The organism is Nocardia sp. NPDC006630, from assembly GCF_040611495.1.
Lineage (GTDB): Bacteria > Actinomycetota > Actinomycetes > Mycobacteriales > Mycobacteriaceae > Nocardia.
Window position 1 is genome coordinate 24,179 of sequence record NZ_JBEXOK010000011.1, and the last position, 13,330, is coordinate 37,508.

Annotated in this window: 8 protein-coding genes; 4 read left to right on the top strand and 4 right to left on the bottom strand. The window is 65.9% G+C overall.

Annotation, left to right across the window (positions count from 1 at the left end):
• Both ABZX86_RS30660 and ABZX86_RS30665 read right to left on the bottom strand, forming a co-directional pair.
• Entirely contained in the window at positions 1-750 is a 750-nt protein-coding gene (locus ABZX86_RS30660) for a GtrA family protein (RefSeq protein WP_355128367.1), read from the bottom strand.
• The gene (locus ABZX86_RS30665) at positions 747-2,972 is read right to left on the bottom strand and encodes a hypothetical protein (RefSeq protein ID WP_355128940.1); all 2,226 of its coding nucleotides are present in this window, start codon (positions 2,970-2,972) and stop codon (positions 747-749) included. The genes ABZX86_RS30660 and ABZX86_RS30665 overlap by 4 nt, the downstream gene beginning before the upstream one ends.
• A gap of 335 nt (positions 2,973-3,307) precedes the next feature.
• Here ABZX86_RS30665 and ABZX86_RS30670 point away from each other — a divergent pair, with 335 nt between their 5' ends.
• From ABZX86_RS30670 to ABZX86_RS30680, 3 genes are all read left to right on the top strand, one after another.
• Complete coding sequence (locus tag ABZX86_RS30670; RefSeq protein WP_355128942.1) at positions 3,308-4,339, top strand: glycosyltransferase; 1,032 nt, start codon at positions 3,308-3,310, stop codon at positions 4,337-4,339.
• Positions 4,329-5,468 (top strand): dTDP-4-amino-4,6-dideoxygalactose transaminase, encoded by a 1,140-nt coding sequence (gene rffA, locus ABZX86_RS30675; protein WP_355128369.1) that lies wholly within the window; start codon positions 4,329-4,331, stop codon positions 5,466-5,468. Before ABZX86_RS30670 ends, rffA begins: the two co-directional genes overlap by 11 nt.
• 144 nt (positions 5,469-5,612) lie before the next feature.
• Complete coding sequence (locus ABZX86_RS30680) at positions 5,613-7,121, top strand: DUF222 domain-containing protein (protein WP_355128371.1); 1,509 nt, start codon at positions 5,613-5,615, stop codon at positions 7,119-7,121.
• Positions 7,122-7,681: 560 nt separating this feature from the next.
• Here ABZX86_RS30680 and ABZX86_RS30685 read toward each other — a convergent pair.
• Both ABZX86_RS30685 and ABZX86_RS30690 read right to left on the bottom strand, forming a co-directional pair.
• Positions 7,682-8,323 (bottom strand): methyltransferase domain-containing protein, encoded by a 642-nt coding sequence (locus ABZX86_RS30685; RefSeq protein ID WP_355128373.1) that lies wholly within the window; start codon positions 8,321-8,323, stop codon positions 7,682-7,684.
• Between the two features lie 111 nt (positions 8,324-8,434).
• A complete protein-coding gene (locus ABZX86_RS30690) occupies positions 8,435-11,401 on the bottom strand; it encodes an AMP-binding protein (protein ID WP_355128375.1) in 2,967 nt (988 codons plus the stop codon).
• A 516-nt stretch (positions 11,402-11,917) separates the two neighbouring features.
• On the opposite strand from ABZX86_RS30690, the gene ABZX86_RS30695 reads away from it, so the two are divergent.
• Complete coding sequence (locus ABZX86_RS30695; protein ID WP_355128377.1) at positions 11,918-13,324, top strand: family 2B encapsulin nanocompartment shell protein; 1,407 nt, start codon at positions 11,918-11,920, stop codon at positions 13,322-13,324.
• Positions 13,325-13,330 lie beyond the last annotated feature (6 nt).

The following is a 13,330-nucleotide window of genomic DNA, read 5'->3' on the forward strand; positions in this document are numbered from 1 at the left end:
CTACCGGTCCGCCGGGGTGAGCTCCGCATCGTGGGGGCTGCGGCGGAACGAAATGTGCCGATGTCCGAAGAAACTGCCGAAGGCGACCAGGCCCATGACCACGACGGCGGCGGGCTTGCTCGGCGTGTGCAGTACCGAGACGGCGAATTGCAGCAGCGCCATATTCAGCACCATGCCGACCAGGTTCACGCCGACGAAGGCCACGAAGTCCCGCATGAGGTGCCCGCGCACCCGGAAGACCAGGGTGCGATGCATGACGAAGGCCACCACCATGCCGACGGCATAGGCCAGCGCCACCGAGAGCGCCGCGGCCACATCCTTGGAGACCACGCCCTCGAGCACGGTCAGCCAGACGATGGTGAGCACCATGCCCATGAGCGTGTTCAGCCCGCCGACCAGGGCGAAGGCGACCTCTTGCCGGCGCACCAGGCGCAGCAGCGGCCCGGCCGGAGCGCCGTCCGGCTCCAACGCAGCGAGCTGCCCCGAATCGATTTCGGCACCCGGCAGCGTCATATCGCGGACCGGCCTTGTCGCATTGCCGTCCGGCAGAGTCGCGTTGCCGACCGGCGAAGTCGCCCGGCCCTCCTGCAACGTCGCACCGCTCTCCGGCAACGTCGCCCTGCGGTCCGATGGCGTTGCCCTGCTGTCCGGCACGCTGCCCCGGCCGCGCTCGGCACCCCCGTCCGGCCCGCCCGGCCCGTCGGGCACGGCAGTTTCGGAGGCGGTTATCGAGCCGTCGGTGGTGGTCACGAAATCGAGTCTACGAGTTCGCGTTTCGGGTCCGGATCAACCAGGTCCGGCAGGTCGGTATCCTCGCCGCCGTCGTCACCGCGGCGACGTGTGCGGAGGTAGAGCCATTCCAGGACGCCGAGACCGACGAGACCCACGGCGGCCGCGCCGATTCCGATCTTCCAGCCCGGCGGACGCCAGGTGAGTTCGAGTTCGGCATTGGACGTGCCCGCCGGGATATCCACGGCGACAAAGGACTTCGCGACCGTGGTGAACGGGATGCTCTTGCCGTTCAGGGTGACCCGGTAGCCCGGCCAGCCGAGCCGGGCGAAGACGATGCGCCCGCCGGTCTGCGATGAGACACGCACCTTGCTGGTGGCGTCGGTCTCCGACATCGAGGTCGCGTCCACATTGCGGGCATCACCGATACGCCCGTTGACGGTGGAGATCAAGCCGTTGTCGCGTTCCAGGACCCAGATGTACTTCTCGTGCCCGGGCGCTTCCACAAAATGCCAGCCGTCCGGCGCGGGCTGATCGCCGGCGTCCGGGAACATGGCCTTCTGCAGCACGATTCGGTCGATCAGCATGAGATCGGCGAGGGTGCGGCCGGTGGTCGGCTCGGGGGTGAACATGCGGCGGTACGAGTCGGGGCAGACGCCGCCGTCCCAGATCATGCAGAGCATTTCGCCGAAGTAGAAGTAGCCGTTGGGCGTATAGCCATTGACGTAGTTCTGCTCCAGGTCCTTGGCGTAGTTGCCCCAGACCAGCGACCCGTACGCACCCTCGAGGCTCTTGTCGGCGGGCTGCAGCAGTCCGCGATCACCGAGCTGAAGTGTGGTGCCGCCCTGGAACTTCGGGAATGCGGCCTTGGCCTCCTCCCGGTTCGCGGGCAGGTTCCACGACATCGGTGTGGGCTGCACGCCCGCCACCTGGAAGTAGGCGATCGGGAACATGGCGACAATGGTCAGCGCCACCGCGGCCGAGCGGCCCCGGGTGCGGGCCAGCCACACCACGGCCGCGCCGAGCAGCGCCACCACGACCGCCGAGAGCACATGCCACAGCACATCGTGCGGATCGGCGGAGAAGGTGCGCACCCACAGCGCCAGGATCAGCACTCCAGCCGCGATGGTGCGATTGCGCCAGCCGCGCACGGTGCCGAAGCGGCCGAGCAGGACGCACACCAGCACCAGCAGTCCCAGCGCCAGCATGGGCAGGACGCGGGCGGGCCAGCGCAGCGGTCCGATGGTGCCGGGCCCGGCGGTCCACATGAGCATGATGATCGCGAACAGCGCCAGCGAGGTGAACTGCTTCCACTGCGCGCGGGCGGCATGCCAATCCACGAAGGCCAGCGCCGGGATCAGGAACCAGGCGATGTAGACCATGGGCAGCGGCTGCACATAGCCCCACCACGAGTTGAACGCCGGCAGCGTGCTCGGCAGGCTGGCATTCAGCGATTCCGACCACGGCACCGTCAGGAACTGGTCGTTATTGATCTGCGAATTGCCGCGCCAGCTCACCTGGGCCGACAGCATGCTGGGCAGGAACGTGATCAGACCCGCCGCGCCCGCGCAGGCGGCGGCCGCGGTCAGGCGCGCGAGCGGCATCCAGGAGGCGCGGCCGCGCCACACCAGTTCACCGACCGCGACGGCGACCAGCATGATCGCCGATTCGACCGCCGGGAACACGTACTGCACCGAGATGGCCAGGTACAGGAAGACGAAGACCGGGATGGGCCCGCCCTTGCCGCGCGCATAGCGGACCGAGGAGGCCCACGCGTGAATCATCCACGCGGTGCCCGTCATTGCGGTGAACCAGCTGGCCTCGTCGAAGAACAGGAAGAAGCCGGTGAACGGGAAGGCGACGCCCGCCACCGCCGCCCACTGCGGGCGGCTGTTGTAGGCCAGGCACACTCGGTACACGCCGAGTCCGGCGATGATCGCGAAGATCACCTTGACGATGGTCGCGTAGACCGCGAGGTTCGGCACCGAGGGCGCGATCAGATCGATCAGCAGCTGCGGCGGGTTGAAAAGCCCCGCCTCCTCATTGGTGTAGTTGCCGGACATCCACTGCTCCGGGCGCAGCAGCGGGAAGTCGCCGTTGCGGAAGGCGCGACCGAAGAACACCCATAGTCCGCTGTATTGGGATTCGGTGTCATCGGTGTAGAAGTGGCGGGCATTGGCGAGCAGCACCGCTATATACCCGAGCGTCACACCGATCGCGGTGACGAAGCCCCAGCGGTACACCTCGCGCCTGGCCGAGCGCTCCTCGGGCTCGGGTCCGGTGGTCTCCGCCACCGTCGAAAATGCACTTTCCACCACGAGTTCCAGACCCTACAGGGCGTCGCGTTGGCTGGCATCAGGCTGTGCGGCAATGATGTTGTGGTGATCATCCGCTGCCCCGAAAGCTGCTACCTGCACCGTGTTAGAGTTCAGCGCGGCTCGGGCTCTGTCGTTCGGCGTGAAGTACCGGCGCGCACCGTCATCGAAAGTCGATTCAGCTGATGCCGATTCCCCCCGCACACGCCCCTCGGCCCCGTACCGATGCGAGCGTCACCGCCGGTCCTCCGGGACAAGCGCGGGTGCATGCCGTGTCCGTGGTCGTACCGGTGTACCGCGGCGAGGACACCATTGCGGCGCTCGTCACCGAACTCGACAAATTGAGCGGGACGGTCACCACGCCCGCCGGTGCGAAGTTTCAGGTGGACGAGATCATCCTCGTGCACGATCACGGCCCGGATCGCTCCGATGTGGTGCTGCAGGAACTCGAGCAGTCCTACCCGCAGGTGCGCGTGGTCTGGATGAGCCGCAATTTCGGGCAGGACGCGGCGACTATCGCGGGCATGGCGGCCGCGGGCGGCGACTGGACCGTCACCATGGACGAGGACGGACAGCACGATCCGGCGTTCATCGGTGAATTCCTGGACGCGGCGATGCGGGAGCGCGCCGATCTGGTGTACTCCAAGCCGGTCAATACCCGGCCGCACGGCTTCCTGCGCAATATCACCTCGCGTGGCGCGAAGATCGTGCTGGCGACCCTGTTCGCCTTCCCCGATTCCACCCGGTTCGAGAGTTACCGGCTGATTCGCGGCGATATCGCGCGGCAGCTGGCGCAGGTGGCGTCGAACGGCGTGTATCTGGATGTGGCGCTCACCTGGGTGGTGAGCGATGTGGCGCAGGTGCCGGTGCAATTGCGCGCCGAGGGCCGCGAGGAGTCCGGGTACAACTACCGGCGGTTGTTCTCGCTGTTCTGGAAAATGGTGCTGTGCAGCGGAACTCGCGGCCTGCGGCTGGTGAGCATGCTGGGCGTGACGCTGGCGCTCGCGGGCGGTGTGATGGCGGCGTGGGTGGTCTATCACGCGCTCACCGACAGCGGCGACGATCCGCAGGGCTGGGCCTCGCTCATGACGGTGCTGCTGCTGGTGTCCGGCGCGCTGCTGTTCTCACTCGGCCTGATCGCCGAGTATCTGGGTGTGGCGCTACACGTGCTCGTGGGCAAACCGCTGTATTTGACGGTAGATTCGCCGACGCCGCGCCCGGCGCAACCGGTTTCGGCACAGGATTTCCAGTACAGCAACGCAGGAACGAGGGGGATCGACCCGGGTGAGCACTGACCGCATCATCTTCAGCCGTCCGTTCCGCGCCACGCGCGAATTGGCGAATGTGGAGGCCGTGCTGTCCTCCGACCACAGCCACGGCGACGGCCCGTTCACCGCGGCGGCCACCGCGAAGCTGCGCGATATCACCTCTGCGCCGTACGCACTGCTGACCACCTCGTGCACGCATGCGCTCGAAATGGCCGGGCTGCTACTGGAACTCGGACCCGATGACGAGGTGATCGTCCCGAGCTTCGCCTTCACCTCGACGGCGACGTCCATGGCATTGCGCGGGGCGACAGTCGTTTTCGCCGATATCGATCTCGAGACCGGCAACCTGGATCCGGCGTCGGTGGCCGCGGCCATCACCCCGCGCACCAAGGCCGTGGTGATCATTCACTACGGCGGTGTGGCGGCGGATATGGAAGGGCTGCAGGCGCTCGCGGACGCGCACGGCGTTGCGCTCATCGAAGACAATGCGCACGGGCTCGGCGGGCATTGGCGTGGCCGGCCGCTGGGGACTATCGGCACCGTGGGCGCGCTGAGTTTCCACGATACGAAGAATGTGCACTGCGGTGAGGGTGGGGCGCTTTTGCTCACCGATGAAATCCTCATGGCGCGTGCGGAAATCGTGCGGGAGAAGGGGACCGACCGGGCGCGGTTCCTGCGGGGCGCGGTGGACAAGTATTCGTGGCAGGACATCGGGTCGAGCTATCTGCCGAGTGAGCTCAATGCGGCGGTGCTGGATGCGCAGTTGTCGGAGTTCGAGACCATTCAGGCCAATCGGCACCGAGTGTGGAACTCGTACGCCGCCGCTCTTCCGGAGTGGGCGGATCGCAACGACGTCCGCCTGATGACGGTCCCCGAGGACCGCGATCACACCGCCCACCTGTACTACCTCCGCGTACCCACCGAGGCGCGCCGCGACGACCTCATCAAACACCTGGGCGCCCAGGGCATCTCAGCCCCATTCCACTACATCCCCCTGGATTCCAGTCCGGCCGGACTGAAGCTCGGACGCACCCCGACACCATGCGTCCGCAGCGCGGAATTCTCCGGAACCATTGTGCGCCTGCCGCTTTGGCCTGGGCTCACAGAAGAGCAGATTGCGCGGGTTGTCGAAGGCGTAACCAGTTTCACTGTCTGAGGATAGAGAACAAAGACAAAGACGCCTGGACAAGAAGAAACAAAACAAGAAGAGCTGAAAGATAAAATCCGAGTATTCTGAATAGCCTTATATCACAACGGAATTCACCTTTCCGGGTCTGTTTTCGCGGAGTAGAATAAAGGCATGGAATCAGGGGGAGAATCCGCAATCGCGACCGGTGCAGCCGCACTGGTCGCTGCGGTCGAATCCCTCACCACCCTGTCGTTGATTCCGGTGTCCGACACCGACATTGTGGCGTTGATGCAGCAGATCGAGACCAGCACCCGCCGGTTGGCGTCGGTGCAACGGGATCTGATCGTGCAAGCCTGCGCGCGGTCGCTGCCCGCTCTCAACGGTTCGGGTAGCCCGGCGTTGTATTTGCAATCGGTGCTGCACATTTCGCACGGGGATGCGATCAACCGGTGGCGCACCGCCGAGGATCTCGCGGTGTGGCACCGCGTCGGGGACGAGCCCGACCCGGCCCCGGTCCTGCCGAACGCCGCCCAAGCCCTCGATGAGGGGGCGATCTCCCTCGATCATGTGCGGGTCATCCGCCAGGTGATGAACAGGTTGCCCGGCAAGGTCGCTCCCGAAGCCCGCGCCTACGCCGAGAAGCAGCTCGCCTTCCAGGCTCGTGCCTTGGATCCGACGCATTTGCCGAGGATCGGGGAGATGATCCTGGGCTACCTCGACCCCGACGGCAAACTCACCGAAGACGCTGACCGGCAGAACCAGCGCAGCGCGGTTCTGAGCCCGCAACGCTACGACCTGATGTCCACCCTCACCGTCGAGCTCACCCCCGACGCCCGCTCGGCATTCGATGCTGTCATGGCCAAGCTCGCGCGCCCCGGTATGTGCAACCCGGCCGATAAGGAAAGCCCGTGGGTCGAGGATGAGGACCACCCGGTGCCGCGGGAGGTGCTGGAAGCGTGCGCGGCCCGGGACGAGCGCAGCAAGGCCCAACGCCAGCATGATGCGTTGCTGGCGGTGTTGCACCCGGACTTCAACCCCGCCAAACTCGGTTCCCACCGGGGGCTGCCGGTGTCGACGATCATGACCATCGACATCGAGGACGTCGAACGCGCTGCGGGGGTAGCGACATTGGCCACCGGCGGCCAGGTGCCGGTCGAGAACGCGGTCAAGATGATGGCCCGCCACTGCAAGACATTCATCCTCGTGAAGAACAAGAACGGGATGCCCCTGCATATCGGGGAAATCCGGTTGGCGAACCCGGCACAGCGGCTGGCGTTGATCGCGACCGAGCGTGGTTGCACGCGCCCGGGGTGCAGCGCTCCGGCGAGTATGGCTGCGGCTCATCATGTGACCGAGTTCTGCAAGGGCGGCCCGACCGATATCGAGAACCTGACCTTGGCGTGCGATCACTGCCACGCCCTGGTCAAGGATGGGCCACGCGGGTGGAAGACGATCAAACTCGGTGCGGATTCGGACTTTCCGGGCCGGACGGCGTGGATCGCTCCGGCGCATGTGGATCCGTCCCGGACTCCGCGGGTCAATCACCTGCATCACCCGGCCGAGTTGTTGACCGAGGCTCCGCCGTCGCTGCGGCCGCGCGGGGTGTGTCATGCCTCGGGGTTGTCGCCGGTGCGGTATCGGGTGCTGCGCCGGGCCATCACACCCCCACCGCGACAATAGATTTCCCGCCCCTGGTGTCACCGACAGGATCATCCTGTCGGTGCTACAGGTCGTTGCCCGACATGATCCTGCGGGTTCGTGTTCTTCGATCCCTTGTTTCCAGGCGTCTTGGTCTTTGAATCTTTGGTCTTTTCGTCTTTGTCTGTGAAACCGGACCACAGCCAGTCTTCCGCCCGGTACCGCAGGTATCTCCTTGGCCCGGAAGGTAAATCGGGTACCCCACCCGAGGTCACCAGCACGGCCATCCCGGGCCCTGCCCGCACCCAGAAACCCACCACCGCCTCTCGGCGCAAGCAACCCAGGTGCACCGACGGCTTCTATACCGAAACCGTCGGTGCACCTGGGTTGCATGCGGCCCGGACAGGGTTGGTCTGCAAGAGGGTGCGGGCAAAGCCCGAGATGGCCGTGCTGGGCACGTGGGGAGACGTACCCGGCCCACCTTCCGCAGTTGGGAGTACTACCTGCGGTACCAGCCGGGTCGACCGGCTGTGGTGCCGTTCTCGAGAACAAAACACGAAAAGACAAGAGCTCAAAGGCCAAGGGCTCGAATATGGTTCGGGTTAGGTCTTGGGGCGGGCTATCAGGAGGTGGCCTGGGATTGGTTTGTGGGGGGTGGGGCGGGATTCTACTGTGAGGCCGGAGGCTTCTAGGGCTGCGATTATTTCTTTGAGTGGGCGGAGGTGGAATCCGTACTGGGTGAAGGGCATTCGGGACATTGTTTCCGGGTCGCCTATGCCGATTATGGCCTTGCCGTGTGGGCGCAGGACTCGGGCGAGTTCTGCGCAGACTTGGTCCAGGTCGGGGACGAAGTAGATGGTGTTGACGGTGATTGCGGCGTCCAGGCTTGCGTCGTCCAGTGGGAGCGCGGTCAGTGAGCCTTCATCCACCTTCAACCGTCCGGCCGCGATCTGAGTCGAGAACCCGGACCTGGCCCGGGTCAGCATGTCCGGCGAGATCTCGATTCCGTGCACATTCCCGGTCGGGCCCACCTGCTCGAGCAGCAGCGAAATCCCCACACCTCCACCGAACCCGATATCGGCGACGGTCTCCCCTACCTCCGACCCGGCCGCCCGCACTGCCTCAGCGATCAGAAACCGATTGGTGCGATTGAGCAGCACCGCGGTCCCCTTCCCCAGCAATCCGTGTGGATTGCCGAGCTGACCGGCGACAGTGGACAACACGCGCGCTGCGAGGGGATTCACCTCACCGATCGTACCGACCGCACAGTCCGGAGACTGGAAGAGGAAACCGCCTCTGCCGAATTGTCGGCAAAGGCGGTTTTCGGCTTCGGTCGTGCGGCGAAGCGGTTCGAACTAAGCGAACAGGCGGTCTGCGATGTCCTGGGTGAGGATTTCGTAAGTGTCGGATTCGCGGTTGTGCCACCAGGTTCGGTCGCCGGGCTGGGGGCGGCCCGCGGCCTGGACAGCGCGGGTGGAAGGTCGGTAGGTAGAGCTGCGGGGGATGTCATCGACCACGTAGATGAGGTCGGGGCGCTGGTCGGGGGCCAGGTGGTTGAGGGCCTCGGTGGCGTCCTTCGGGCTCAGGCGGTGGCCTTCGCGAATGCTGACGGCGGCGACAGCCAGAGTGCGGTTGCCCGCGGGGAGTCCGTAGGCGACTTCCAGGTCCACGGCGGTGATGTCGTTGAGGGCATCGACGATCGGCTGGGTGTAGACAGGGCCGCGGGTCGTGCGAATCACGGTGTCACTGCGGTCCATCAGCCAGTAGTCGCCGTCGCTGTCCCGGCGGAAGAGGTTCTCCGTGGGCATCCAGGCATCACCGGGGGTGAAGACGCCGCGCAACCCGCCGGCCGAAAGGTCGACGGTATCGGAGACGGTGCCGATGAGCAGGCCCACCTCATTATCGGCGCAGCGGCGGGCGAAACCCGAATCCTCGACAATGATCTCGTTGGCGAGCGCGTCGTAGGCGATGAGCTCGACCTTGGCGGTGCCGGGCACCGGACGGCCCTTGCTGCCGATCTTCGCGCCGGACACATTGGCCAGCACCACATCCCCCTCGATGGAGGCGTAGAACTCGAGCACGCGCGCCGGAGCGAACCGATCCTGCGCCCGCCGCCACAGCCCGGCCGGCATACCGGAGCCGATGAACAGGCGGATCGGATGCGGATGACCGTTGGGGAAGGTGTCGGCGTCGAGAATGTCGCGCAGCATGGTCCAGGTGTAGGTGACCACGGTGACGCCGTAGCGGTGCACCTCGGCCGCGAACTGCGCCGGATCCAGGGAGCGGGCCAGTGCGATGCGGCTGCCACCGGCCACCGCGCCACCCAGACTCACCAGCAAACCGGACGAATGGTGCAGCGGCGCAAGGCAGTACACCGTGTCGTCGCGGCCCAGATCGGCGGCGGAGGCGGTGCCGAACGCGGACAGCGCCCAGCGGTGATTGGTCACATACTTGATATCGAAGCGGTCGCCGGTGCCGGTGACCAGAATGAACGCCAGCTCGCGGGCCAGGCCCGGATTCGGCTGATACCAGGACGGCACCGTCACCTGCGCCGGATCGATCTGCTCCAGATCGGTCACCACGCAGTCCTGCGGGATATCCAGCGCGCGGGCATCGCCGCCGCCCAGCACCAGGACCCGGCGGCCGGTAGCGGCCGCGGCACCCAGGTTCTCCGGATCGGAGACAATCAGCTTGGCGCCGGTCAATTCGACGATCTTGGACAGTTCGCTACCGGGCGCGAGCAGCACCGCCACCGCACCGAGCCGCGAGAGCGCGGCAATGGCGACCAGGGCGCTGGGCCGGGTCTCCATGACCACACCGACCCGGGTGGCAGGGCGCACACCGGCGGAGATGAGGCCGCGCACCACATTGTCGATGCGCTCATTGACCGCGGCATGCGTATGCACCCGGTCCTCGAACAAGAACGCTTCGCGCGCGGGGCCGCGCCGGGCCTGCTCGGACAGCAGGCGGCCCAGCGAAACTCGGGTGTGCGGCTGGATCATGCCCAGCCGGGTGAGCCGCGGCAGCGCACGCGCCGCCTCGCCGGAGAGTTCGACGGTGCCGCGCAGCGTCTGCCCGGCCACACCCTCGATGGCCTTGCCGAGCTCCGCGCCGGCCTCGGCCAGACTGCCGACGGCGTGCACCGCACGGGTCAGTCCGGTGGTCGGCCCCTTGCGGGCCACCTCGTGGCTCATGGGCTGGATCTGCTCGGGCAATTCGCCGCGACCGCTGAGCCAATTCACCCAGTCGCGCACCTGCGGCCAGGTCTGCTTGGTGGCGGTGGAACCCGAGACAAGCCCGAAATGTCCTGCTACCACGCTGGATTCGTACACGTCGGCATTGGGCGCCGCGCGCACGATGCCACGAACCGCGGCGGGCTGGCCGATATCGTCGACCTCGCCGACCACCGCCAGAATCGGGCATTTCAGATCGGCGAGCGAGATGGGCTGGTCGCGAATGACGAAACCGCCCAGCATCATTCGATTGTGCTTGATGAACTGCGTGAGCAGATCGGTGAGCGCGGGCCCCGGATAGCCGAGCCAGCCGTCCGCTTCGAGGAAGCGGCGCTGCCGTTCCCGGGGCAGCAGGGCCTCCCGGTCGTGCAGCTGGCGCAGGAAGTCCAGCCGGGACTTGACGGTCTTGACCGGGTCCAGTGCCTGAAAGCCCAGGCGCACCATGGAATCGGTGATCGGCAGCCGGTTGAGCACATGGTCGGCGAGGAAATCGGCCGCGCCCTGCGCGAGTCCGTAGGGAATACCGAAGGGCATGCCCGCCACCGCGTCCACGGGACTGCCGAAGGTGACGATGGACTCCACGCCTTTGCCGAGGCGATAGGCCGCGGTCTGATAGGCGAACATGCCGCCCTGCGAGTAACCCATGAGATGCACGCCGCGGCCGGTCAATTCGTTCACGGTCTCGATGGCGCTGTTGACGGCCAGCACATGGTCGGCGAGGTCGCGGTCCCAGCCGCCCTCCTCGGTGGTGGGTGAGCCGAAATCGACCACCCAGCAGTCGATTCCGCCCTCGTGCAGAATGCCGACCGCCCCGTCCGAGCCGTTCACATCCCAGATCTCGGCGGTGACCATGAGTGGGGGCACCAGCAATGCGACCGGTCGGTCCGAAGGGGCGCTCGCCGCGGATGCCGCAGTGGCATCGGGGAAGTAGTGCCGCAGCCGGTAGGTGCGCTTTCGCTCGACGATCTCGTACGGCGAGGATTCGATGTCGTGAACCAGTCCCCCGAACCGGATCACCTCGAGCCCGTTCTGTGCGGTGGCCACGAGGCGCGCCAGCGGCCCCACAACGGACTTCGTATTGAATTTCACGGCTTTGCTCCCAGACCTACCCTGCTCGTGACCTGCGTCATCCGCCCCGACGCGTTCAGATGAGCTTGCCATATGGCCACCCTACTGCGCGGCGGCTGTGACCAGTTCCATGAGCCGCTCGAGCAGGCGGGTGCGCTGGGACAGACGCGCCGAGCAAAAGGACAGCCCGGTCGGTTCAGCTATTTCTGTGAATATGCGAATGGGGCCATCCGCGACAGCACTCGGCCGGTCAGCACGCTGGTCTAATGCCCGCTAGGGACGATTGCGGAGTCGCTGCTGCGATGCCGCGAAGCCCGACACGACGGCGATAGCAATGCGCCAGACATCATGTTTATGCATTTCGCTGCGCTCGCACGATTGCGCGATCTACGATCTGTATCGCTGGAACGCACTGTCGCGCTTATCTTTTCACTCATCATGTCTAAATCTCCGCAGGCCCGTATTCGGACCTGCCGTATCGCCGTGGACTCCACCGCTCGTGCAACGCGGTGGCCCTTAGAAGGTGAGGACCGCAGCATGACCATCGAAATGCCCCTTCAGACTGAAAACGGCCATCGGAAAACCCTCAGTACCACCGCCGCCCACCAGCTGGCGCACACCACCAAATCCGAACCGCAGATGCAGGGCATCAGCTCCCGATGGCTGACCCGCAATCTGCCGTGGACACAGGTGAAGGGCGGTGTGTATCGAGTCAACCGGCGCCTCACCCACACCGTCGGCAACGGCGAGGTCGAATACATCATCAACGGCCCGAACGCCCGGGTCATCCCGCTCGAACTGCAGGAGCTCCCGCAGCTGCGGGGCTTCGAGGACGAGGAGGTGCTCGCCACCGTCGCCGCACGCTTCGAACAGCGCGACCTCCCGCCCGGCACCGTCGTCGCCGAATTCGGCAATCCGATGGATCAGGTACTGCTGATCGTGCACGGCAAGCTCAGCAAGATCGGCACCGGCGAATACGGCGAGGCCACCAAGCTCGGCCTGCTCGCCGGCGGCGACTACTTCGGCGACGAGACGCTGATCGATCCGGACGCCATCTGGCCGGTCACCATCAAAACCGTCACGCCCACCACCGTTCTGGTGCTGACCCGCCCGGCGCTGCTGCAGCTGTGCGACAACATCCCGGCACTGCAGGAGCATCTGTCGGCCGTGGCCAATGTGCCTGCCGCGCCGCAGAACAAGTTCGGTGAGGCCGAGATCGTGGTCTCCTCCGGCCACCACGGCGAGCCGGTCCTCGACGGCACCTATGTCGACTACGACTCGCAGCCACGCGAATACGAACTCAGCCTCGGCCAGAGCGTATTGCGGGTGCACACCCGCGTCGCCGATCTGTTCAACGATCCGATGGACCAGATCGAACAGCAGCTGCGCCTGACCATCGAAGCCATGTACGAGCGCCGCGAATACGACCTCGTCAACAATCCGGACTTCGGGCTGCTCAACAACTGTGATCTCAAGCAGCGCATCTACACCGAGTCCGGCCCGCCGACCCCGGACGATATGGACGAGCTGCTCAGCATGCGGCGCAGCACCAAACTCTTTCTGGCGCACCCGAAGGCGATCGCCGCATTCGCCCGCGAGTGCAATAAGCGCGGTCTCTACCCGGATCCGGTGGAGGTCGACGGCCATCGCGTGCCGGCCTGGCGCGGGGTGCCGATCTTCCCGTGCGGCAAGATCCCGGTCAGCGACACCTCCACCACGTCCATTCTCGCCATGCGCACCGGCGAGAAGGATCAGGGCGTCATCGGCCTGCACCAGACCGGAATTCCGGACGAGTACGAACCCAGCCTGAATGTGCGATTCAAGGGGATCGACGATCAGTCGATCATCTCCTACCTCGTCAGCTGCTACTACTCGGCCGCCGTCCTGGTCCCCGATGCGCTCGGCATTCTCGACAATGTGTCGATCGCCCGTCAGTCCGACTGATCGGAG